General features: G+C 68.2%; 17 protein-coding genes. 13 read left to right on the plus strand and 4 right to left on the minus strand.

What is annotated here, in order from left to right; genetic code table 11:
* The first annotated feature begins 24 nt into the window (after window positions 1-24).
* From AC16DP_RS25415 to AC16DP_RS25435, 5 genes are all read left to right on the plus strand, one after another.
* Window positions 25-657 (plus strand): hypothetical protein, encoded by a 633-nt coding sequence (locus tag AC16DP_RS25415; protein ID WP_329730342.1) that lies wholly within the window; start codon window positions 25-27, stop codon window positions 655-657.
* Between the two features lie 102 nt (window positions 658-759).
* Window positions 760-1389: a pentapeptide repeat-containing protein gene (locus tag AC16DP_RS25420; protein WP_329730273.1), complete on the plus strand. Its 630-nt coding sequence runs from the start codon at window positions 760-762 to the stop codon at window positions 1387-1389.
* Between the two features lie 366 nt (window positions 1390-1755).
* Window positions 1756-3999, plus strand: coding sequence for a response regulator (locus AC16DP_RS25425; RefSeq protein ID WP_329730343.1), 2244 nt, complete (start codon window positions 1756-1758; stop codon window positions 3997-3999).
* A gap of 93 nt (window positions 4000-4092) precedes the next feature.
* On the plus strand, window positions 4093-10524 hold the full coding sequence (locus tag AC16DP_RS25430; RefSeq protein WP_329730274.1) for a hybrid sensor histidine kinase/response regulator: 6432 nt from the start codon (window positions 4093-4095) through the stop codon (window positions 10522-10524).
* A 52-nt stretch (window positions 10525-10576) separates the two neighbouring features.
* Window positions 10577-11416: a CheR family methyltransferase gene (locus AC16DP_RS25435; protein WP_329730275.1), complete on the plus strand. Its 840-nt coding sequence runs from the start codon at window positions 10577-10579 to the stop codon at window positions 11414-11416.
* A 4-nt stretch (window positions 11417-11420) separates the two neighbouring features.
* Here AC16DP_RS25435 and AC16DP_RS25440 read toward each other — a convergent pair whose 3' ends face one another.
* The 3 genes from AC16DP_RS25440 to AC16DP_RS25450 form a co-directional block, all read right to left on the minus strand.
* Window positions 11421-11870 carry a hypothetical protein gene (locus tag AC16DP_RS25440; RefSeq protein WP_329730276.1) on the minus strand — a complete coding sequence of 150 codons (450 nt, stop codon included), beginning with the start codon at window positions 11868-11870 and terminating at the stop codon, window positions 11421-11423.
* Between the two features lie 90 nt (window positions 11871-11960).
* Window positions 11961-13889, minus strand: a complete 1929-nt coding sequence (locus tag AC16DP_RS25445) for a YgiQ family radical SAM protein (RefSeq protein ID WP_329730277.1) — start codon at window positions 13887-13889, stop codon at window positions 11961-11963.
* Window positions 13890-14007: 118 nt separating this feature from the next.
* Window positions 14008-15159, minus strand: a complete 1152-nt coding sequence (locus AC16DP_RS25450; protein ID WP_329730278.1) for a hypothetical protein — start codon at window positions 15157-15159, stop codon at window positions 14008-14010.
* Window positions 15160-15180: 21 nt separating this feature from the next.
* Between AC16DP_RS25450 and AC16DP_RS25455 the strand changes: the two genes are divergently transcribed.
* The 3 genes from AC16DP_RS25455 (at window position 15181) to AC16DP_RS25465 (ending at window position 17757) form a co-directional block, all read left to right on the plus strand.
* The gene (locus tag AC16DP_RS25455) at window positions 15181-15846 is read left to right on the plus strand and encodes an HAD family hydrolase (protein ID WP_329730279.1); all 666 of its coding nucleotides are present in this window, start codon (window positions 15181-15183) and stop codon (window positions 15844-15846) included.
* A 106-nt stretch (window positions 15847-15952) separates the two neighbouring features.
* Window positions 15953-16717: a class I SAM-dependent methyltransferase gene (locus tag AC16DP_RS25460; RefSeq protein WP_329730280.1), complete on the plus strand. Its 765-nt coding sequence runs from the start codon at window positions 15953-15955 to the stop codon at window positions 16715-16717.
* The gene (locus AC16DP_RS25465; protein ID WP_329730281.1) at window positions 16714-17757 is read left to right on the plus strand and encodes an amidohydrolase family protein; all 1044 of its coding nucleotides are present in this window, start codon (window positions 16714-16716) and stop codon (window positions 17755-17757) included. The genes AC16DP_RS25460 and AC16DP_RS25465 overlap by 4 nt, the downstream gene beginning before the upstream one ends.
* 20 nt (window positions 17758-17777) lie before the next feature.
* Here the strand turns inward: AC16DP_RS25465 and AC16DP_RS25470 are convergent, their stop codons facing one another.
* Window positions 17778-18230 carry a hypothetical protein gene (locus AC16DP_RS25470; RefSeq protein WP_329730282.1) on the minus strand — a complete coding sequence of 151 codons (453 nt, stop codon included), beginning with the start codon at window positions 18228-18230 and terminating at the stop codon, window positions 17778-17780.
* Between the two features lie 358 nt (window positions 18231-18588).
* On the opposite strand from AC16DP_RS25470, the gene AC16DP_RS25475 reads away from it, so the two are divergent.
* The 5 genes from AC16DP_RS25475 to AC16DP_RS25495 all read left to right on the plus strand — a co-directional run bounded on the left by AC16DP_RS25475 (window position 18589) and on the right by AC16DP_RS25495 (window position 23615).
* Complete coding sequence (locus AC16DP_RS25475) at window positions 18589-19383, plus strand: SDR family NAD(P)-dependent oxidoreductase (RefSeq protein ID WP_329730283.1); 795 nt, start codon at window positions 18589-18591, stop codon at window positions 19381-19383.
* Between the two features lie 58 nt (window positions 19384-19441).
* Window positions 19442-19951 carry a hotdog fold domain-containing protein gene (locus AC16DP_RS25480; RefSeq protein WP_329730284.1) on the plus strand — a complete coding sequence of 170 codons (510 nt, stop codon included), beginning with the start codon at window positions 19442-19444 and terminating at the stop codon, window positions 19949-19951.
* 16 nt (window positions 19952-19967) lie between these two features.
* Entirely contained in the window at window positions 19968-21701 is a 1734-nt protein-coding gene (locus AC16DP_RS25485) for a membrane dipeptidase (protein ID WP_329730285.1), read from the plus strand.
* Between the two features lie 110 nt (window positions 21702-21811).
* Window positions 21812-22978 carry an NAD-dependent epimerase/dehydratase family protein gene (locus AC16DP_RS25490; RefSeq protein ID WP_329730286.1) on the plus strand — a complete coding sequence of 389 codons (1167 nt, stop codon included), beginning with the start codon at window positions 21812-21814 and terminating at the stop codon, window positions 22976-22978.
* Window positions 22979-23180: 202 nt separating this feature from the next.
* Complete coding sequence (locus tag AC16DP_RS25495) at window positions 23181-23615, plus strand: DUF2383 domain-containing protein (RefSeq protein WP_329730287.1); 435 nt, start codon at window positions 23181-23183, stop codon at window positions 23613-23615.
* The last annotated feature ends 6 nt before the right edge of the window (window positions 23616-23621 follow it).

Genomic DNA, 23621 nt, shown 5'->3' on the forward strand with positions numbered 1-23621 from the left:
TGCTCACCTTCTGAAGGGGCGGCCATGGGGTGGCTCACCAACGTTCTCATCGAAAACAAGACGTTTGAAAATGAGCGGTTGGAATTAACAGACAAGGATTCGCTCTACTTCCTTGGACCCAACCTGATGCTGCGCAACTGTACTGTTGTCCTGAAAGTGCCCGCCAGACGCCTGCGCATCCTCGGCGCACGGTTCATCAACTGCACCTTCGAGGTGAAGCAGGAACTGACGAACCACCAGGACTGGATATGTGCCTCCCTCAAGGGCTGCCGGTTCAAGGGGCGGCTGTCGGGGTGTGACTTCGGGCACTGGCCCGAGTACGGCAAGGGGCCGGAGTACCAGTTGGGCTCCATCGAGGACTGCGACTTCTCCGAGGCCCGCCTGGACGGCTGCCGCATCATGGGAAGTGACCCCCGCACCCTCCGTTTTCCCAAGTGGCCTTGCTTCACCATCCTGGACCCGATTGGCCACAGCCGTCAGTTGAATAGCATCGAGTGGCCGGGCCGCTTCGGCCTTGTCGTCATAGAAGATCTGCACACGCGACCTCCGTCCACCAGGGCCATCACCTATCACGCCCCCTCCATTGCCAGGCGGTTCGAGACCACCCCCGAAGCGCTCAGGGCCGTTGTCGAGAAGTTCGACTGCATTGTGTATTGAGGCAGACGAGATTCTCTCCGCAACGGCGTCGAACCTCGCGCACCATGGCCGGCGCATGGCGGGCGAGTTCTTCCGGATGCTCACCTTCTGAAAGGGCGGCGGATGATTGCCAAGAAGGTTTTCTACGAGAACAAGCAGTTGGAACACGAGCGGCTGGAGCTGACGGACAAAGGTACCCTCTACTTCCTGGGCCGCAATTTGACGCTGAAGAACTGCACGCTGGTGCTGAAGGTGGCTGCCAGCAACCTGTTCATTCGTGACGTGCGCTTCACCGACTGCATCTTCGAGGTGAAGCAGGAACTGAAGAACCATCAGCAGTGGATACGCGCCTCACTCAAGGGGTGCCGGTTCAAGGGGCGGCTGTCCGGGTGTGACTTCGGGCACTGGCCCGAGTACGGCAAGGAGCCGGAGTACCAGTTGGGCTCCATTGAGGACTGCGACTTCTCCGAGGCGCGTCTGGACGGCTGCCGCTTCATGGGGTGTGACCCCCAGACCCTGCGGTTTCCCAAATGGCCTTGTTTCACCTTCCTGGACCCCATCGGACGGGCTCCAGAGCTACGTCGCGGCAAGTGGCCCGGTATGTTTGGCAGTGTCGTCGTGGACGAACTCCACGACCAGCCGCCGTCCACGGTGGCGCTGACGAAGTACGCTCCCGCCGTCGCGAAGAAGCTCGAAACCACCCCGGAAAAACTCAGGGCCGTCATCGAGCAGTTCGACTGCATCGTCTACTGACACGACCACGTGCTCTCCGGGACGGCATCGAACCTCGCGCGGCACGGCCGGCGCATGGCGGGCGAGTTCTTCCGGATGCTCACCTTATGAAGAAGGGCGGCTTCATCGTCCGCCAACCCAGCCACCGTGTTGTCCCGGACACCCACCTCCCGGCGGGGAGCATCCAACCGTCCGCCACCGGTCACTGCTCCAGGTCTCCCCTCTCCAGATGTTCTCCGGCAGACAGTTTTCGGCTCGCTTGTCTGCCTGGGCGTCAGTCAGCCGACAGCGCGCTCCACGTTGGATCTGGGTTGCAGTGAAGAGAGACGGTAAAGAAGCAGGGTGTCTGATCCCCGGACGGCCCGCGCGCACCCCGCTTCGCCCACCATGTCCTCGCCCCCCGCGCTCTCGCGTGTAGACGTCCTGACCGTTGATGACACCCCGGCCAACCTCCGTTCCCTGGAGGTGCTCATGGCCGACATGGGGGCCAACATCGTCACCGCCTCCTCGGGTGACGAGGCACTGCGCCTGCTGCTGGACCGCGACTTCGCGCTCATCCTCCTGGACGTGCAGATGCCGGGGATGGATGGCTACGAGACGGCGAGCCTCATCCGCATGCGCGAGCGCACGCGCCACATCCCCATCATCTTCATCACCGCCTACAACCGCAGCGAGGTGAACGTCACGCGCGGCTACGAGCTGGGCGCGGTGGACTACCTCTTCAAGCCCATCGTCCCGGAGATCTTCCGCACGAAGGTGACGGTCTTCCTGGACCTGCACCGCAAGACGGAGGAGGTGCGCCGGCAGGCGGAGCTGCTGCGGCAGGCGGAGAGCCGCGAGCACGAGCGCAAGCTGGCCGAGGCCCGCGCCCACTACGAGCGCTCCCTGCTGGAGCAGGAGATGGAGCGCGAGCGCAAGGTGTCCGAGGCCCGCGAGCAGCGCGCCCAGGAGCTGGTGCGGCTCGTCAACGAGAAGGAGCAGGCCCAGTCCGCCCTCCACGAGAGCAACGCCCGGCTGCGGCTGCTCGCGGACGTGGCCAGCCGCCTGCTCAAGGGCCCCGATGGGCGCACCCTCCTCAACAGCGTCCACCATCAGATCATCGAGCACCTGGGCCTCGAGGTCTGCCTGGGCTACCTCTTCCAGGAGGGCCATGGCGCCCTGCAGCTCGCGGCCCACGCCGGCATCCCCGAGGCCCTGGTGCCCCGGCTGGAGCTGCTGACGCCCGGACAGGGAGTCGCGGGACGCGTGGCCGCCGAGAACAAGCGCTGGGTGCTCGACGCCGGTGCCGCCGCCAACGGGCCCGTCCCGGATGCCGCGCCGGAGCTGGGACTGGCCGCCCTCGCCTGCTACCCGCTCCTTAGCCAGGGCCGCGTCCTGGGTACACTGGCCTTCGGCACGCGCACCCTGCGCGCCTTCTCCGCCGACGAGCTGTCCCTCATGCAGGGCGTGTGCGATCAGGTCGCCGTGGCCCTCGAGCGCGAGCGCCTCATCGGCGCCCTGCGCGAGGCGGACCGGCGCAAGGACGAGTTCCTCGCCATGCTCGCCCACGAGCTGCGCAACCCCCTGGCCCCCGTCCGCCACGCGCTCGAGGTCTTCCGCATGCGCATGTGGCAGGACGACATCATCCAGCGCACCATCGCCAGCGCGGACCGCCAGGTGGCCCACATGACGCGGCTGGTGGATGACCTGCTGGACGTCAGCCGCATCACCCGCGGCAAGGTGGAGCTCAAGCCCGTCCTCGTCGCGCTCTCGGACGTGGTGGAGGGCGCGGTGCAGGCCTGCGAGCCCATCGTCTCCCAGCGCCGCCACGAGCTGACCGTGTCGCTGCCCTCCGAGGTGGTGATGCTCAACGTGGACCCCACCCGCATGACGCAGGTGGTGGCCAACCTGCTGCACAACGCGGCCAAGTACACGCCCTCCGGCGGCCGCATCCACCTCGAGGCCGGGCGCCAGGGCGACGAGCTGGTGCTGAGCGTGCGCGACAACGGCATCGGCCTGCGGCCGGAGATGCTCCACCGCGTCTTCGATCTCTTCGTGCAGGTGGACCCCGGCAGCGACCGCGCGCAGGGCGGGCTCGGCCTGGGCCTCACCCTGGTGCGCAGCCTGGTGGAGATGCACGGCGGCAGCGTGTCCGCGCGCAGCGACGGCATCTCCCAGGGCAGCGAGTTCACCGTCCGCCTCCCCCTGCCCGCCGAGGCCCCCGCGGCGCTCTCGCTGCCCGGCATGTTGAAGGCCGCCGCCTCCGCCTCCCAGAAGCTCCAGCCCCTCCACATCCTCCTCGTGGAGGACAACCCGGACATCCGCGAGACGCTGAAGGATCTGCTGGAGCTCCACGGCCACCGCGTCCAGGAGGCCAGCGACGGCCGCTCCGCCGTGGACCTGGTGCTCTCCGAGCGGCCCCAGGTGGCCCTGGTGGACATCGGCCTTCCCGAGCTGGACGGCTACAAGGTGGCGGAGCTCGTCCGCGCCTCCGCCGGTGGCGCCGACACGCGGCTCGTGGCCCTCACCGGCTACGGCCACCCCGAGGACCGCAAGCGCGCGCTCGAGGCGGGCTTCGACGCCCACCTCGTCAAGCCCGTGTCCTCCGACGACCTGTCTCAAGTCTTGAAGAAGCTCTGTACGGCGGCCTGAAACCGCCCCTCCCCTTCCCCCAGGTGAACGGTGGACGGCGCGCCCCACGGGTGCCGCTTCGCCGGACAAGCAGCACAGGAGAAGCCCCACACCATGGCAACGCAGTCCGATAAGGCGCCCGCCGACAACGCGCTCGATCCGAAGCTCCTCCTCAAGACGCTCCAGTCGCTCCGCAAGGGTGACTTCAGCGCCCGCATGCCCGAGGACCGCACAGGCACCACGGGGAAGATCTACGACACCTTCAACGAGGTCATCACCCTCAACCAGGCGCTCGTGCACGAGCTGGAGCGCGTCAGCACCGTGGTGGGCCGCGAGGGCCGCATCACCCAGCGCGCCACGCTCAATGGCGCCGTGGGCAGCTACCAGGCGGCCGTGGAGGCGGTGAACTCGCTCATCGCCGACCTGGCACAGCCCACCACCGAGGTGGCCCGCGTCATCGGCGCCGTGGCCAAGGGTGACCTCACCCAGACCATGGCCCTGGAGTTCGAGGACCGGCCCCTCAAGGGCGAGTTCCTCCGCACCGCCCAGGTCGTCAACAGCACCGTGGCCCAGCTGTCCTCCTTCGCCTCGGAAGTGACCCGCGTGGCCCGCGAGGTGGGGACCGAAGGAAAGCTGGGCGGCCAGGCCGTGCTGCGCGGCGTGTCCGGCACCTGGAAGGAGCTCACCGACAGCGTGAACCTGATGGCGAGCAACCTCACCGCCCAGGTGCGTAACATCGCCGACGTGACGACCGCCGTGGCCAACGGCGACCTGTCCAAGAAGATCACCGTGGACGTGCGCGGTGAGATCGCCGAGCTGAAGCAGACCATCAACACGATGGTGGACAACCTCAACACCTTCTCCGGCGAAGTGACCCGCGTGGCCCGCGAAGTGGGTACCGAGGGTAAGCTGGGTGGCCAGGCGCAGGTGAAGGGCGTGTCCGGTACGTGGAAGGACCTCACGGACAACGTGAACTCCATGGCCAGCGGCCTCACCGCCCAGGTGCGTGACATCGCCAAGGTCGCCACCGCCGTCGCCAACGGTGACCTCGGCCAGAAGGTCACCGTGGACGTGAAGGGCGAAATCCTCGAGCTCAAGAACACCATCAACAAGATGGTGGACAACCTCAACACCTTCTCGGGCGAGGTGACCCGCGTTGCCCGCGAGGTGGGTACCGAAGGAAAGCTCGGCGGCCAGGCCAAGGTCGAGGGCGTGTCCGGTACCTGGAAGGACCTCACGGACAGCGTGAACCAGATGGCCTCCAACCTCACCGCCCAGGTGCGTGACATCGCGGATGTCACCACGGCGGTGGCCCGCGGCGACCTGTCCAAGAAGGTCACCGTGGACGTGAAGGGCGAAATCCTCGCCCTCAAGAACACCATCAACACGATGGTGGATCAGCTCTCCTCCTTCGCTTCCGAAGTGACCCGCGTGGCCCGCGAGGTGGGTACCGAAGGAAAGCTGGGCGGTCAGGCGCAGGTGCAGGGCGTCAGCGGCACCTGGAAGGACCTGACGGACAGCGTGAACAGCATGGCCAGCGGCCTCACCGCCCAGGTGCGCGACATCGCGAAGGTCGCCACCGCGGTGGCCAACGGCGACCTCGGCCAGAAGATCACCGTGGACGTGCGCGGGGAAATCCTCGAGCTGAAGAACACCATCAACAAGATGGTGGACAACCTCAACACCTTCTCCGTCGAGGTGACGCGCGTCGCCCGCGAGGTGGGTACGGAGGGCAAGCTCGGCGGCCAGGCGCAGGTGAAGGACGTCGCCGGCACGTGGAAGGACCTCACGGACAACGTGAACCAGATGGCCTCGAACCTCACGGGCCAGGTCCGCAACATCGCCGAGGTGACCACCGCCGTGGCCCGCGGCGATCTCTCCAAGAAGATCACCGTGGACGTGAAGGGCGAGATTCTGGCCCTGAAGAACACCATCAACACGATGGTGGATCAGCTCTCGTCCTTCGCCTCGGAAGTGACCCGCGTCGCCAAGGAAGTGGGCACCGAGGGCAAGCTGGGCGGCCAGGCACAGGTGGAAGGCGTCAGCGGCACGTGGAAGGACCTCACGGACAACGTGAACTCCATGGCCGGCAACCTCACCGCCCAGGTGCGCGACATCGCCAAGGTGACGGCGGCCGTGGCCAACGGCGACCTCTCCAAGAAGGTCACCGTGGACGTGAAGGGCGAAATCCTGGAGCTGAAGAACACCATCAACACGATGGTCGACCAGCTCTCGTCGTTCGCCTCGGAAGTGACCCGCGTCGCCCGCGAGGTGGGTACGGAAGGAAAGCTGGGGGGACAGGCCGTCGTGCGTGGGGTCGCCGGTACGTGGAAGGACCTCACCGACAGCGTGAACAGCATGGCCAGCGGCCTCACCGCCCAGGTGCGTGACATCGCCAAGGTCGCCACCGCCGTTGCCAACGGTGACCTCGGCCAGAAGATCACCGTGGATGTGCGCGGTGAGATTCTCGAGCTGAAGAACACCATCAACACGATGGTGGACAACCTCAACACCTTCTCTGGCGAGGTGACCCGCGTTGCCCGCGAGGTGGGTACGGAAGGAAAGCTCGGCGGCCAGGCCCAGGTGAAGGGCGTGTCCGGCACGTGGAAGGACCTCACGGACAACGTGAACTCCATGGCGAGCAACCTGACCGACCAGGTGCGCAACATCGCCGAGGTGACCACCGCCGTGGCCCGCGGTGACCTGTCCAAGAAGATCACCGTGGACGTGAAGGGGGAAATCCTCGAGCTCAAGAACACCATCAACACGATGGTGGATCAGCTCTCCTCGTTCGCCTCCGAAGTGACCCGCGTCGCGAAGGAAGTGGGTACGGAAGGAAAGCTGGGCGGCCAGGCCCAGGTGAAGGGCGTCAGCGGCACCTGGAAGGACCTGACCGACAACGTGAACAGCATGGCGAGCAACCTGACCGCTCAGGTGCGCGACATCGCCAAGGTGACCACCGCCGTCGCCATGGGTGATCTCTCCAAGAAGATCACCGTGGACGTGAAGGGCGAGATTCTGGAGCTGAAGCAGACCATCAACACGATGGTGGATCAGCTCTCGTCCTTCGCCTCCGAAGTGACCCGCGTCGCTCGCGAGGTGGGTACCGAGGGCAAGCTGGGTGGCCAGGCGCAGGTGCAGGGCGTCGCCGGCATCTGGAAGGACCTCACGGACAACGTGAACAGCATGGCCAGCAACCTGACCGCCCAGGTGCGCGGCATCGCCACGGTCGTGACCGCGGTGGCCGCCGGTGACCTGAAGCGCAAGCTGGCCCTCGTCGCCAAGGGCGAGATCGCCGCCCTCGCCGACACCATCAACGGCATGATCGACACGCTGGCCACGTTCGCCGACCAGGTGACCACGGTGGCCCGCGAGGTGGGTATCGAGGGCAAGCTGGGTGGCCAGGCCAAGGTGCCCGGCGCCGCCGGTACGTGGAAGGACCTCACGGACAACGTGAACTCCATGGCCGGCTCGCTCACCACCCAGGTGCGCTCGCTCGCCGAGGTCGCCACCGCGGTGGCCAAGGGCGACCTGACCCGGAGCATCTCGGTGGAGGCCCAGGGCGAGATGGCCGCCCTGAAGGACAACATCAACCAGATGATCGCCAACCTGCGTGACACCACGCAGAAGAACACCGAGCAGGACTGGCTGAAGACGAACCTCGCGCGCTTCACCCGCCTGCTGCAGGGCCAGCGCGAGCTGGAGACCGTCTCCAAGCTCATCCTCAAGGAGCTGGCGCCGCTGGTGCAGGCGCAGCACGGCGTCTTCTACCTGATGGATGGCAACGACAAGCAGCAGGCGCTGCGTCTGCTGTCCGCCTACGCCTACAAGGAGCGCAAGAGCCTCGCCAACTCCTTCAAGCTGGGCGAGGGCCTGGTGGGCCAGTGCGCCCTGGAGAAGGACCGCATCCTCCTCACGGACGTGCCGGACGACTACATCCGCATCAACAGCGGACTGGGTGAGGCCAAGCCCCTCAACATCGTCGTCCTCCCCGTCATCTTCGAGGGCCAGGTCAAGGCCGTCATCGAGCTGGCCAGCTTCTACCGGTTCAGCGAGACGCACCTGTCCTTCCTGGATCAGCTCACCGAGTCCATCGGCATCGTGCTCAACACGATCGCCGCCGGCATGCGGACGGAGGAGCTGCTCAAGCAGTCCCAGAGCCTCGCCGACGAGCTGCGCAGCCAGCAACAGGAGCTCACCGAGACCAACCGCCGCCTGGAGCAGCAGGCCAAGAGCCTCCAGGCCTCCGAGGAGCGCCTCAAGCAGCAGCAGGAGGAGCTGCAGCAGACCAACGAGGAGCTCGAGGAGCGCAGCCGCCTCCTCCAGGTCCAGAACATGGAGGTCGAGCGCAAGAACCGCGAAATCGAGCAGGCCAAGGTGGCCCTCGAGGAGCGCGCCCAGCAGCTCGCCCTCTCCTCGAAGTACAAGAGCGAGTTCCTGGCCAACATGAGCCACGAGCTGCGCACGCCGCTCAACAGCCTCCTCATCCTCTCCAAGCTGCTGGCGGAGAACTCCGAGGGCAACCTCAGCGGCCGTCAGGTGGAGTTCGCTCAAACCATCCACGGCGCCGGCAGCGATCTGCTCAGCCTCATCAACGACATCCTGGACCTGTCGAAGATCGAGTCCGGAACGATGAGCGTGGATGTGGACGAGGTGTCGCTCAACAGCCTGAAGGACTTCGTGGAGCGCACCTTCCGCCAGGTGGCCGTGGACCGGAAGCTGGGCTTCAAGCTGGAGTTCGCCCAGGCCCTGCCCTCGCACATCCTCACCGACGGGCGCCGGCTGCAGCAGGTGCTCAAGAACCTGCTGGCCAACGCCTTCAAGTTCACCGAGGAAGGCCAGGTCACCCTGGACGTGCGTCCGGCCCGCAGCGGCTGGAGCATCGATCACCCCGTGCTCAACCAGGGCGGCGCGGTGCTCGCCTTCTCCGTCATCGACACGGGCATCGGCATCCCGGAGAACAAGCAGCGCATCATCTTCGAGGCCTTCCAGCAGGCGGATGGCACCACCAGCCGCAAGTACGGCGGCACCGGCCTGGGTCTGTCCATCAGCCGCGAGATCGCCAAGCTGCTGGGTGGAGAAATCAAGGTGTCCAGCGCCCCGGGCAAGGGCAGCACCTTCACCCTCTTCGTGCCGCAGACGTACGTGCCCGTCACCAGCGCGCTCCGCTCGCAGCAGCTGAGCAACGGCAACGGCACCCCCACGCCGTCCGAGCGGGCCACCACCGAGGCGCGGCTCAACGCGCTGCGCGCGGAGGTGGAGACCGCGGTGCAGGACGCGGAGCTGGCCCGTGAGGAGGAGGTCGAGGACGACCGGCGCAACATCCAGCCGGGAGACCGCACGCTGCTCATCATCGAGGATGACATCGTCTTCGCCCGCATCGTGCTGACCCTGGCCCGCGAGAAGGGCTTCAAGGGCCTGGTGGCGCTGCGCGGAGACACGGGCCTGGCCATGGCGCGCCAGTACCGGCCGGATGCCATCACCCTGGACATCGGCCTGCCCGTCATCGACGGGTGGAACCTGTTGGACCGGCTCAAGCACGACAGCCGCACCCGCCACATCCCGGTGCACATCATCTCCGCGAGCGAGGAGCAGCGCAGCCGCGGCCTGCGGCTGGGCGCGCTGGCGGTGCTCCAGAAGCCGGCCAACCGCGAGGCCCTGGGCGATGCCCTGGCCCGCGTCAAGGGCTTCATCGAGCGGCCGGTGAAGAACCTGCTGGTGGTGGAGGACGATCAGCGCCAGCGCGACAGCATCGTCACCCTCATTGGCAACGGCGACGTGAAGACGACCGCGGTGGGCAGCGGCCAGGAAGCCCTCAACGCCATGCAGGAGCGCTACTTCGACTGCGTGGTGCTGGACCTGGGCCTGCCGGACATGACGGGCCTGCAGCTCATCGAGGCCATGAAGATGAAGGGCCACACCCCGCCCATCATCGTCTACACCGGCAAGGAGCTGTCCGAGGAGGAGGAGACGGTCCTCAAGCGCGTCACCGACGCCATCATCATCAAGAGCGTCAAGTCCCCCGAGCAGCTCCTGGACGAGACGGCGCTCTTCCTGCACCGCGTGGAGGCCAACCTGCCCGAGAACAAGCGGGCGATGATCAAGCAGGTGCACCAGAGCGATCCGGTGCTGGCCGGCAAGAAGGTGCTCGTGGTGGACGACGATGTGCGCAACATCTTCGCCCTCACCAGCGTGCTGGAGAAGCACAAGATGCAGGTGCTCTACGCGGAGAACGGCCGCAAGGGCATCGACATCATCCGCGCCACGCCGGACCTCAACGTCGTCCTCATGGACGTGATGATGCCGGAGATGGACGGCTACGAGACCATGCGCGCCATCCGCCAGGTCAACGAGCTGAAGACGCTCCCCATCATCGCGCTCACCGCCAAGGCCATGAAGGGAGACCGCGAGAAGTGCATCGACGCGGGCGCCAGCGACTACATCACCAAGCCGGTGGAGACGGATCAGCTGCTCAGTTTGTTGCGTGTGTGGCTGTTCAAGAACGCCGAGCGTGCACACCCTGGTGGCGGCAACAACAACGGGTAACCTCCGTCTCGATTGAGCGGGCAGCGGGTACAGGGTGATGAAGGAAGCGCTGGTGCGTGAAGCGGTCGAGGGCGAGGATGCCCTCGAGGACATCGAGCTGGACCTGCTCCTCGAGGGCATCATGCGGCGCTACGGCCTGGACTTCCGGGGCTACGCCCGTATGTCGCTGCGGCGGCGGGTGTGGAACATGGTCCACGCCCAGAAGCTGGGGACGCTCTCCGCGCTCCAGGCCCGGGTGCTGCACGACCCCTCCGCCATGGAGGAGCTGCTGCAGCACCTGTCCGTCAACACCACCACCATGTTCCGGGACCCGAGCTTCTTCTCGGCGTTCCGGGAGAAGGTGGTGCCCCACCTCTTCTCCGCCCCCTTCGTGCGCATCTGGCACGCGGGGTGCTCCACGGGGGAGGAGGTGTACTCGCTGGCCATCCTCCTCACGGAGGCGGGCCTGTACGAGCGCAGCCGCATCTACGCCACGGACATGAACGCGGCCGTGGTGGAGCGGGCCAAGTCCGGCATCTTCCCCATGGAGCACATGCGGGAGTACACGGCCAACTACCTGCGCGCCGGAGGTACCTCCGCCTTCAGCGACTACTACACGGCCAACTACGACCACGCCATCTTCAAGGCCTCGCTGCGCAAGAACATCGTCTTCGCCCAGCACAACCTGGTGAGCGACGGCACCTTCAACGAGTTCAACGTCATCCTCTGCCGCAACGTGCTCATCTACTTCGGCACGGAGCTGCAGTCGCGGGTGTACCGGCTGCTCAACCAGTCGCTGCGGCGCTTCGGCGTGCTCGCGCTGGGACGCGGCGAGACGCTGCGCCACACCGTCATCGAGAACGAGTACGACGAGGTGGATGTGCAGGAGCGCCTCTACCGCCGCCGCGCCTGAGCCGTCAGTGGGGGGCGGGGGGCAGCGGCTCGTCAGGCTCCTCGGGGGAGAGCTCCTGCTCCACCTTCTTGCGCACCACCCGCTTGGTGGCGATCTCCTCCTCCTCGGTCCGCTGGCGCCGGCGCACCAGGCCCTGTGCCTCATCCACGAACCAGAAGAGCACCCGGTAGAAGGCGGCGATGACGGTGACGAGGATGGAGGAGAGGAACCAGCTCAGCACCGTGCCTGGCCAGCCGCCCACCACCACCTGGATGGGATAGGTGCCCGTGAGCGGCACCAGCGCGAAGGCCACGTAGTGCGAGGCACAATAGGGGCAGGACACCAGGTAGCCGCACCAGGTCTCCTTGCCACCGAGCCTCTCGCGCAGGGGCGCGAAGATGCGCTCCTTGGTGAGGGTCTGGGCAATGCCCATCACCACCGCGGATACGGCGAAGAGCTGGAACAGGTCCGTCATGCCGCCAAAGGTGGCAACGGCCCCGGGCAGGTGCCCTGGGCCCACGGCCCCCCCGACTGAAGTCCAGGGGGGCGGGCAACCAGGCGCTGCTCAGCGAGCCCGCCGCTCCTGCCGCTCACGGGCCTCGGCCTGCTTGCGGCGCGAGGCCTCGGCGGCGGTCTCCGGAGGCACCAGCGCGTGCGGCCCCCGGCCGATGAGATCCTCCCGGCCGGCCTGCTGCAGCGCCTCGCGGGCCAGGGGCCAGTGCTCGGGGTTCCAGAAGAGCAGCAGCGCCTTCTGCAGCCGCTTCTCCCGCAGTCCCTTCGCCGTGTAGACGGGCTCCATCTTCAACGGATCCATCCCCGTGTAGTACATGGCCGTGGCCACGGACATGGGCGTGGGGATGAAGTCCTGCACCTGGCGGGGGCGCTTGCCGTTCTGCTTCAGCCACAGCGCCAGCTCCACCATGTCCTCCAGCGCCGAGCCCGGGTGGCCGCTGATGAAGTAGGGGATGTCGTACTGCTCCTTGCCGGCCTCCTCGCTGGCGCAGGCGAACATGTGCTGGAAGCGCTCGAAGCTCTCGATGCCGGGCTTCTTCATCTTCTCCAGCACGCGGGGCGACACGTGCTCGGGCGCCACCGAGAGCTGGCCGCCCACGTGGTGCGCGGCGAGCTCCTTCACGTACTCGGGGGAGCGCTCGGCCAGGTCGTAGCGCACGCCGCTGGCGATGAAGACGTGCTTGACGCCCGGCTCCGCGCGCACCTGCTTCATCACGTCGATGAGCGGGCCGTGGTCCGTCTGGAGGTTCTCGCAGACGCCGGGGTGCACGCAGGACAGCTTGCGGCAGCGCCGCTCGATGTCCTCGCTCTTGCACTTGAGCTTGTACATGTTGGCCGTGGGGCCACCCAGGTCCGTGATGGTGCCGCGGAAGTCCCCCATGCGCCGCAGGGCCCGCACCTCGCGCAGCACGCTCTCGGCGCTGCGGCTCTGGATGACACGGCCCTCGTGCTCGGTGATGGAGCAGAAGGTGCACCCGCCGAAGCAACCGCGCATCAGCACGATGGAGTGCTTCACCGTCTCGTAGGCGGGGATGCGCTCCTTGTACATGGGGTGCGGGACGCGGTTGAAGCTCAGGTCATACAGCTCGTCCATGGCCACCGACGCGCTGTCGCCCTTGCCCTCCCCGTCCTCCAGCGGCCGCGCCGGAGGGTTGAAGTAGACGGCGCGGTTGCCGTGCCGCTGCGCCAGGGCCCGCCCGTTGCCGGGGTTGGTCTCCAGCTGGAAGTCGCGCGACATGCGGGCGAAGGCCAGCTTGTCCGCCACCGCCTCCTCGTAGGAGGGCAGCACCACCACCTTCTGGTCCGCGGCGCGCCTGGCCGGGTCCGCCTCGTGGGCCTTCATCTCCGCGTCGTTGATGATGTACGCGGTGCCGCGCACGTCGCGGATGTCTTCCATCTTCTCGCCCCGGCGCATGCGATCGGCCACCTCCCAGACGGGGCGCTCGCCCATGCCGAAGATGAGCAGGTCCGCCTTGGCGTCCATGAGGATGGAGCGGCGCACCTTGTCGCTCCAGTAGTCGTAGTGGGCGATGCGGCGCAGCGAGGCCTCGATGCCACCGAGGACGATGGGCACGTCCGGGAAGGCCTCGCGGCAGCGCTGGGCGTAGACGATGGTGGCGCGATCCGGCCGGCAGTTGGTGCGCCCGCCCGGGCTGTACTGGTCCTCGGAGCGGTTCTTCTTCTGCGCGGTGAGCCGGTTGAGCATCGAGTCGAGGTTGCCGGCGGCCACCCCGAAGAAGAGCCGGGGCTTGCCCAGGGCCTTGAAGGGCTCGGCCGAGTGCCAGTCCGGCTGGGCGATGATGCCCACCTTGAAGCCACGGCCCTCGAGGAAGCGCGCGATGAGGACGGGGCCGAACGCGGGATGGTCCACGTACGCGTCGCCGGAGACGATGATGATGTCGAGCTGCTCCCAACCCCGGGCCTGCATGTCGGCACGGGAGACGGGGAGGAAGGGATGCACGTAGCGAGTCTGTGTGGCCATGGGGGTACCCATCCCTCCCCTAACCCCTGAGAACGCCTGGATGCAAACGAATGCTCTCCGAAGAGGGGTACGGGTGCCCGCCCGGATGCCCGGCCGGCGTCGTCCCCGGGAACGGCCCTCAGCCCCGGCTCGGCTGCTCGCCGCCCGCCGCGCGCCGCTGCCACACGGAGGCCGCGAGCCCGTAAAGCGTGCTCGCCCCCATGCCGGCGCAGACGGAGAGCGGCGGCAGGACGAGCAGCAGGTACTGGGCCCACTTGGTGGACCAGAGCACCAGGAACACGAGGCCCACCACGGCCCAGGCGGCCCACACGGGGCGCTGGCGCCACGTGGCCGGCAACCCGATGGCGGCCAGGGGCAGCAGCACCCAGACGGTGGCGCCGGTGGCGAAGACGCCCTTGTGCCACTGGGTGGGGGTCGCGTGTGTCAGGTGGTAGAGCGGCTGGTACCAGGGCAACGCCGAGCGCACCACGTGCTCGCTGTGCGAGTAGTTCCAGTGGAACGTGATGGACGCCCACAGGCGCCCCAGGGGATCCGGCCACAGCGCCGGATCCGCGAGCACGAACACGGCCATCGCCGGGAGGACGAAGGCGGCCCACACACGCCACCGGGCCCGGGCATGACCCACCAGGAACGGCAGGAAGGCCAGCCCGACCACCATCGCGTACGGGTACTTGCCCGCGGCCGTGAAGCCCAACAGCGCCCCGGAGAGCGCCAGCGGCACGAGCTGGAAGGGAGCCCCCTGCCCCGCCTCACGGGCACTCCGGCGGGCGCGCTCGAAGGCGAGCACGGCGAGGATGGCGAAGAGGCCGGGGACGGCCTCCAGATAGGCCTGCGAGGTGTACTTCACGTGGTAGGAGTCGAACGCGAGCAGGAGCGCGCCCACCGGGTGGACCAGGCCGGTGAGGGCCACCTGGAGGATGCCCGTCACCCCGGACAGCCAGCGCGTCTGCCGGAAGACGGGCACGGCGGGCTCGGGAATGGGGCGGCCCACGCGCACCATCTTCCACTCCGGCTCGGGCGTCCCGGACACCATCAACTCCGAGGCGTACAGGAGCTTCACCAGGGGTGGGTGCTCGAAGTTCTCCTGGTACGCCACGAGCTCGCCCCAGCGGCCTCCGGCCACCATCTCCGCGTAGCGGTACGCCAGGGGGAGGTAGATGCCCTCGTCGAAGTCCGGGGGCAGCAGCTCGATGGCCCGGGCGCGCTGCCAGGTGGCGGCCAGCAGGGCGAGGAGCAGGGTGACGAGGGCCAGGATGCGTTTGCGCGCCATCGCCGCCGCGAATAGCACAGAATGGCACTGGCCCCCATGACGCACCCGCACAAGACGATCGTCTTCGACCTCGACGGCACGCTGGTGGACTCGCTGCCGGACATCATCTCCAGCTTCCAGTACGGCTTCACGAGCATGGGGCTGCCCGCGCCCACCGACGCGGAGGTACGCCCGCTCATCGGCCATCCGCTGGAGGCCATGTACGCGCACTTCGCGCCCGCGCACGCGGCCACGCTGTGCACCGTCTACCGCGAGCACTACGCCCGCAACTTCGTCAACCGCTCGCGCCCCTACCCCGGCGTCGTCGAGCTGCTGCGGACGCTCCGCGCGCGGGGCTACCGGCTGGCCATCGCCACCACCAAGCGCACGGACATGGCCCGGCGCTTCGTCGAGGCGCTCGGGCTGACGCCCGCCCTGGACTACGTGCAGGGCACCGACGGCTTCCCGCACAAGCCCGCCCCGGACGTCATCCACCGGGCCCTGGCCGCGCTGGGCACGGCCGAGGGTCTGTGGATGGTGGGCGATACCACCCATGACATCCAGGCCGGGAAGGCGGCGGGACTGCGCACCTACGCCGTCACCTGGGGCAACCATGACGCCGGGACGCTCTCCACCGCCGCACCGGACGAGCTCCAGCCGGACCTGGGCCGCCTGCTGGAGCACCTGCCTCCGCTCTCCCGAGCCTGAGCGGCGAAGCGGCCCCACGAGCCAACGCCGGATGATGCCCGGTTGCATTCGTGCGTCGACTTGGGCCTCATGAGGAAGGACGGCATTCGAGCTGAGGAGTCATTCGATGCGAGGACAGACCAGGACGTTGGAGGCTCAGGCCGCACGGCTCCAGGGAGAGCCGCGGCGCGAGTACGTCCGCGCGCTCTTCGACACCATCTCTCCCCGCTACGACTTCCTGCGGCTGCTGGTGTTCGCCGGCCATACCAGCCTGTGGTACCGGCGGGCACTCCGGGACCTGGGCCTGCGCGCGGGAGAGCGCGTGCTGGACGTGGGCTGTGGTACCGGCGAGTCGACCCGCTTCCTGCGCCGCCAGTACCCGGGCGTTCGCATCGAGGGGATGGATCTGTCCCCCGGCATGCTGAGCGTCGCCCGGAAGCATGACTCCCAGGGCACGTATTTCGAGGGCGACGTGTGCGCCATCGACCGGCCCGACGCCACGTATGACGTGGTGCTCACGGCGTTCACGTACCGCAACTTCCCGGACGCCGAGCTCGCCATGCGCGAGATGCTGCGGGTGCTGGCTCCAGGCGGACGGCTGATCATCCTCGATCACTTCTACCCTCGCGACTCCGAGGTGTGGCGCGCCGTGTACACGGCCTGGATGCGGCGGGTGATGCCCCACGTCGTCAGCCCCTTCGTCGAGGACACCGCCCCCTACCGCTACCTGGCCGAGAGCATCATCCATCAACTGAGCATCCCCGAGTTCTCGGAGCTGATGTCCCGGTGTGGCGCGGAGCTGGTCCACAGCGAGCGCTACAGCGGCGGCGCGGCGGCGCGGCTCATCGCCAGACACCGCCCCACCCGCCACCGGGAGAGCACCTCGCGATGAGCCGGAAGATCGACGCCTATACCCACCTGAGCCCCCCGGGGTTCCTCGACTTCCTGGAGGGCGTGAGCGGCGGACCGCACGTCTTCCGCAAGCTCTTCTCCAACACGCCCACGCTGGTGGACACGGACCGGCGCCTGCGGCAGATGGACAGGTACGGCATCGAGTCGAACGTGGTGGTGCCGCTGCCCTGGCTCGAGGGGCTCCGGGGGGTACAGGACGATCCCTCGCTGTCGGTGAAGGCCGCCCGGCTGTGCAACGACGGACTGCACGCCGTGGCCCGGGCCCATCCCGGGCGCTTGCATGGGGTGGCGCTGCTGCCCTCGGCGGCGGGACCCCGGGAGCTGGTCTCCGAGCTGGAGCGCGCCGTGGAGGAGCTGGGACTGCTGGGAGGGGTGCTCTTCGTCGGCCCCACCGTCAAGCCTCCGGATCACCCCGACTACGAGCCGCTCTACCAGAAGGCCGAGCAGCTCGACGTTCCCCTCTGGCTGCATCCCTGCCGGCCCGGGTCGCACGCGGACTACCCGGAGGAGAAGTTCTCCAAGTACCTCATCTGGCAGACGCTGGGCTGGGTCTCCGACAGCAGCGTGGCCATGGCGCGGCTGGTGTTCAGCGGCGTCTTCCAACGCTACCCCGACCTCAAGCTCATCACCCACCACCACGGCGCGCTCATCCCCACCTTCGCCAAGCGCATGCAGGCCTGCTACGAGTCCTTCGAGCAGTGCAGTGGCGTGGATCTCCAGACGCCCATCGAGCAGCCGTACATCGAGCACTTCAAGAAGTTCTACTGCGACACGGCCTCGCTCGGCTTCGAGCCCGCGACCATCCAGCTCGCCTGTGACTTCTTCGGCGTGGAGCGGGTCCTGTTCGGCAGCGACTCGCCCATGGACTCGCGCTCCGGGGAGATCTTCACGCCGGAGACGGATCGAACGGTCGCGGCGCTGAAGCTCACCGAAGCCGAGCGGCAGGACATCTACGGCGGCAACATGACCCGGCTGCTGAGCCGTGAGCGGGTGAAGAAGCGGCTGGCAGCCAGGTCCTGAGCCCCTGGTCCGGGTTGTCCTCAGGGACCCCTGGCCGCCGCGGAGTCCTCCTCGTGCGTGTGCGCCTTCTGCTCCCGGTACTCGGTGATGTGCTCGTAGACACTCTCCGGGAACTGCAGGTCCTTGTAGACGTTGCAGGCGTCCGGATCCTCCGCGTTGGGGCAGATGGGGAACTCCTGCTGCGCCTGGAACTGGAGCACCTTCTCGCGCCGGGGCGGGCTGTAGTCCCGCGCCTTCACCTGCTCGATGAGCGCGAGCGCCTGCCGCTCGTCGAAGGCGGGGTCCTGCAGGAGCGTGTCCCGCAGCTCCGCGTCGTCCATGAAGTGCCGCGCCACCATGGCGAAGACGAGCCGGCCGTAGTGGCCGATGTCCTGACCCGCGTCGAGCGAGTCCAGCAGGTGCGCCATCATCCCGTTCTTCCGGAGCGCCTCGCGTCCGCTGCTGCTCCGGGTCTGCTTGCGTGCACGTGCCATCGCTGAAGTCCTCTCGTGGAAGCCGTCCGGACCGCGTCATCTGAAAACGCGTTCAGGTCGTTCTCTCGAAAGTAGGCACCGTGGAAGGCATGGCCAGGGGTGCCTCTCGGCCCCTCACGGCCGTCCGGCCAGCAGGCACCCGGACCGCCGCGAGCGCCTCAGCGTGGAGAGGAAGGAAGGGCCTCCCCGGAGCCCGTTCCCTCGGTGGCCGCCTCGTAGGCCGCGGCATAGACGCGACCTCGGTCAGCGAACGCGTGGGCATACCCGGCAGCCTACTGCTTTCCATTCGAACATGGTGCTTGGGCGTGCACCCCCACCCCCCTAATCTCCTCGCTTCCCTACCCTCCGAGGAGGCCCCATGGACTTCGAACTTCGCGACCGCCGTGCCCTCGTCACCGGCTCCACCTTCGGCATCGGCTTCGCCATCGCGCGGGGCCTGGCCGCCGAGGGCGCCAGCGTGGTGATCAACGGCCGCAAGGCCGAGTCGGTCGAGAACGCCCTCGCCCGCATCCGCCACGAGGTTCCCAGCGCCCACGTGGAGGGCGTGGTCGCCGATGCCGGCACCGCCGAGGGCGCCCAGCGGGTGTTCTCCCGCGTCCCCAGCGTGGACATCCTGGTGAACAACCTGGGCATCTTCGAGCCCAAGCCCTTCTTCGAGATTCCGGACTCCGACTGGACGCGCTTCTTCGAGGTGAACGTGCTCAGCGGGGTGCGCTTCTCGCGCCACTACGCGCCCGGCATGCGCGAGCGCCTCTGGGGCCGCATCCTCTTCATCTCCAGCGAGTCCGCCCTCAACATCCCCAAGGAGATGATCCACTACGGGATGACGAAGACGGCCCAGCTCAGCGTGTCGCGCGGACTGGCCATCGAGCTGGCGGGCACCGGGGTGACGGTGAATTCCGTGCTGCCCGGCCCCACCAGGACGGAGGGCGTGCAGGACTTCGTGCAGAACCTCGCCACCGGCAGCGGCCGGACGCTCCAGCAGACGGAGGCGGACTTCTTCAAGAACGAGCGCCCCACCTCGCTGCTGCGCCGCTTCGCCACGCCCGAGGAGGTGGCCCACCTGGCCGTCTACCTCTGCAGCCCCCGCGCCTCGGCCACCACCGGCTCCGCGCTGCGCGTGGACGGCGGTACCGCCAATTACATCCTCTAGGACGGATGGCCACCGAAGCGCCTTCCCGAAGGGCACGGGGATGCTATGTCCTCGCCCCATGTCCCCTCTCTCCAGCCTGACCCGGTCCCTCAGCAACCTCGCCTCGTCCGAGACCCTGCGCCGCGCATGGAGCCTGCTGCGCCATGCCCCCGGCGGGGGCATCGTCATGGGGCAGCTCCTCGGCAACCTCGCGCCCTATACGGGCACCATCCGCCCGGAGGTGCTCACCCTGGAGGAGGGCTATGCCCGGGTGCGGATGCGGGACCGGCGCGCCGTGCGCAACCACCTGCGCTCGGTGCACGCCATCGCGCTGATGAACCTGGGTGAGGTGGCCACCGGGGTGGCGATGATGTCCGCCCTCCCCGAGGGCATGCGCGGCATCATCACCCACCTGGAGATGGACTACCTGCGCAAGGCCCGGGGCCCCATCACCGCCGAGTGCCGCGCCCCCGTCGCCGCCGCGGGCGAGCGGCACGAGTACGACGTCCAGGCCGACCTCACCGACGAGGCCGGCGAGGTGGTGGCCCGGGCCCGCGCCCGCTGGCTGATCGGCCCCGCAACGCACTGACTCCCGGAGGCTCACCATGGCGTCCCCCGTGTTCGGATTCGCCGATCTGCACTGCCACCTGATGGCGCACCTGGGCTTTGGCGGGCACCTGCTCGCCGGGCGCCCGGATGGCGACATCGAGCAGGCGCTCGCCCGCTGTGACATCCACCTCCACGGCAAATGGGGCATCGGCAACTTCGGCAAGGACTGGCCGCTGGTGCAGGCCTTCATCGAGGGCGGCCTGGGCCATGGTCCCTGTGGCCACGGCACCTATGCGGACTGGCCCACCTTCAACACCCTCATCCACCAGCAGATGTTCGTGGACTGGCTGCGGCGGGCCCATGACGGGGGGCTGCGGCTGCTGTGCAGCGTGGCCGTCAACAACGAGCTGCTGGCCGAGGAGTGCCACCACCCCGACAAGGACGAGTCCTCCATCGAGAAGCAGATGCGCGAGCTGCGCCGCTTCACCGAGCGGCACGCGGACTGGATGGGGCTGGCCCTGAGCGCCTCGCAGGCCCGCCAGCTCATCACCGCCGGCAAGCTCGCCGTGGTGGCCGGCGTGGAGGTGGACTCGCTGGACAGCCTCCTGGGGGACCGCGAGGCCCTCAACGAGCAGCCCCTGTCCCTGGAGCAGCTGCCCCGCATCCTGCGCTGGCTCAAGGAGCTGGGCTTCCGGATGATCACCCCGCTGCACCTGGCCAACAACAGCTTCGGCGGCGCGGCCGTCTACGACGACAAGTTCAACCTGCTCAACCACTTCCTGCGCGGGCACTTCTTCGACGTGCAGGGCGCCTCCGACGTGGGCTTCCGGCTCGGGCAGGACATGGAGACGCAGACGAAGGCGGCCGTCATGCTCTACGAGCTGACACGCCGGGCGCACTACCCGAAGGGCTACGCCCTCAACGCCCCCGGCCAGGGCCACGTCAACCAGCTCGGGCTCACCTCCACGGGACAGGCCTTCCTGCGCGAGGCCATGCGCCAGGGCTTCATCCTCGACGTGGAGCACATGTCCGAGCGCTGCACCAACGACGTGCTCTCCCTGGCCGAGCAGTCGCGCTACCCCGTCGTCGCCTCGCACTGCGCCTTCCGCGAGCAGGGCCTCGAGCCCCACGAGACGAGCCGCAAGGCCAAGCGCGCCAGCGAGTACATGAAGACGCGCGACCAGGCGCGGCGCATCCTCCAGCTGGGCGGGCTGCTGGGCCCCATCACCAACCAGCACGAGCTGAAGGACTTCCCCGGCGGCACGGTGGACAACGACTGCGCGCGCTCGTCCAAGACGTGGGCCCAGTCCTACCAGTACGCCCTCTCGCTGCTGCGCGAGGTGGGCTCCGGCGGCGTGGCGATGGGCACCGACTTCAACGGCCTCAACCAGCAGCCGGGGCCCCGCTACGGGCCCCACGCCGCCGCCGGGCTGAAGGACGACACGCTGCGCGAGAAGCGGCGGCCCGTGCAGCAGATGCTGCAGCGCAACAAGCCGCCCCTGCCCTACTCGGGCACCCTGTACCGCACGGATGTACCTTTCGCGAAAGCGCGCGCCGGCTCGCGCGAGTTCGACTTCAACACGGATGGACTGGCCCATGTCGGCCTGCTGCCGGACTTCATCCGGGACCTCGTCCACGTGGGCATGACGGACGCGCAGATGGATCCCCTCTTCTCCTCGGCCGAGGCCTTCCTGCGCATGTGGGAGTCCTGCGAGGGCCAGGGCGCGGCCCTCGTCGCGGGCGAGCTGGTGGACGCGGCGATTCCCAGGTTCCCCTCCCCCCTGGGGTGAGGGCCGGCCGGGAATAGAAAAAACGGCCGGGTGTCGTGGGCAGCCGCCAGGGAACCGGGCCATGATGTGCCCGGCCGCTCTTCCCGGGCCAGCTTCCCCGATACCCAACCATGACCACGTCCCGAAGGCAGTTCCTCCAGTTCACCCTGGCCGCGGCCGCGATGACGGCCTGCGCCCCGGGCATGCGCGCCGCGTCCGGAGATGGCCGCGCCGCGACCAAGAAGAAGATCCTCATCCTCGGTGGCACGGGCTTCCTCGGCCCGGCCATCGTCAACGCGGCCCAGGCGCGCGGACACACGCTGACGCTCTTCAACCGCGGCAAGACCCGGCCGGAGCTCTTCCCGGACGTGGAGAAGCTGCAGGGTGATAGAGACCCGAACAAGGGCGAGGGCCTCAAGGCGCTCGAGGGCCGCTCGTTCGACGCCGTCATCGACACCTCGGGCTACTACCCGCGCATCGTCGGAGCCTCGGCGGCGCTGCTGGCGCCCAACGTCAGTCAGTACATCTTCATCTCCAGCGGCTCGGCCTACGCGAAGAACGACACGCCGGGAGCGGACGAGACCGCCGCGACCGCCACGCTCGCCGACCCGACCGTCGAGACGATGGGCAAGAATTTCGAGAACTATGGCGGGCTGAAGCGCGCGTGCGAGGAGGCCGTGGAGAAGGCCCTTCCGGGCCGCACCACCCTCGTCCGCCCCGGTTACATCGTGGGCCCGGAGGATCGCACGGATCGCTTCACGTACTTCCCCGTGCGCTACGCGCAGGGTGGGGAGATGCTCGCCCCGGGCAGCCCGTCGGATCCGCTGCAGATCATCGACGTGCGCGACCTGGCCGAGTGGCTCGTGCTGCTGGTGGAGCGCAACACCACGGGCGTCTTCAACGCCGTGGGGCCGGAGAAGCCCTGGAGCGTGGGGGAGATGTTCGCGGCCTGTAAGGAGATCACCGGCAAGGACACGAAGCTCACCTGGGTGTCCGGGGAGTTCCTCCAGAAGAACGGCGAGGACGGAGAGGGCGCGCTCCCCATCTGGGCGCCGGCCTTCGGGTCCTACGCGGGCATGCACCGGCGCAGCAACGCGCGGGCCGTGCAGGCCGGGCTGAAGTTCCGCTCGCCGGTCGTCACCACCCGGGACACGCTCGAGTGGTTCAACAGCCAGCCCGAGGAGCGCCGCAGCAAGCTGCGCGGAGGGCTGCCTCCGGAGCGCGAGGCGGAGCTGCTCTCGCTCTGGGCCAAGGCCCAGCAGGGCGGCGCACCGGCCACGGCCACGCAGGGCGGCTGAGGACACGGAGTCCACGGGGAGGGGCGTCTGCCTCCCCGTACCGTGCGCCCGTGCACGGCGGTGTCATCCCCTCGTCGCCCCCTGCCGGGCAGGCAACCCCTGCTCCGCCCTCCTGGAGCGGGGCAATGCCGGGGAGCGCTCGTTGCCGCTCCGCGAGGGAGCATCACCTTTGCGCGAGTCATCTCCTGCAGGAGGCAAGCGCATGGCGAACACCACCGATGTGGAGACGCTCAACTCATTCCTTCGCGGTGAAATCTCGGCGGTGGAGACCTACCGGCAGGCCATCGGCCACGTGTCGGACGAGCGGCTCCGCAGCCAGCTCGAGGACTGCATGCACGACCACGAGCACCGCGTGGAAGCCCTCCGCGAGCGCGTCGAGAAGCTCGGAGGCAAGCCGGTGGAGGGCTCCGGCATCTGGGGAACCTTCGCGAAGCTGGTGCAGGGAGGCGCGGATCTCCTCGGTGAGAAGAGCGCCATCCAGGCGCTCGAGGAGGGTGAGGACCACGGCCTCGCGGACTACCAGCGCGACATGGACAAGACGCACGGCGAGGCCCGCCGCTTCGTCCGCATGGAGCTGCTGCCCTCGCAGAAGCGCACCCACGAGCGGCTGAGCCGCCTCAAGAAGACCCTGCACTGAGGGAGG

This window comes from Archangium sp. (assembly GCF_057119385.1).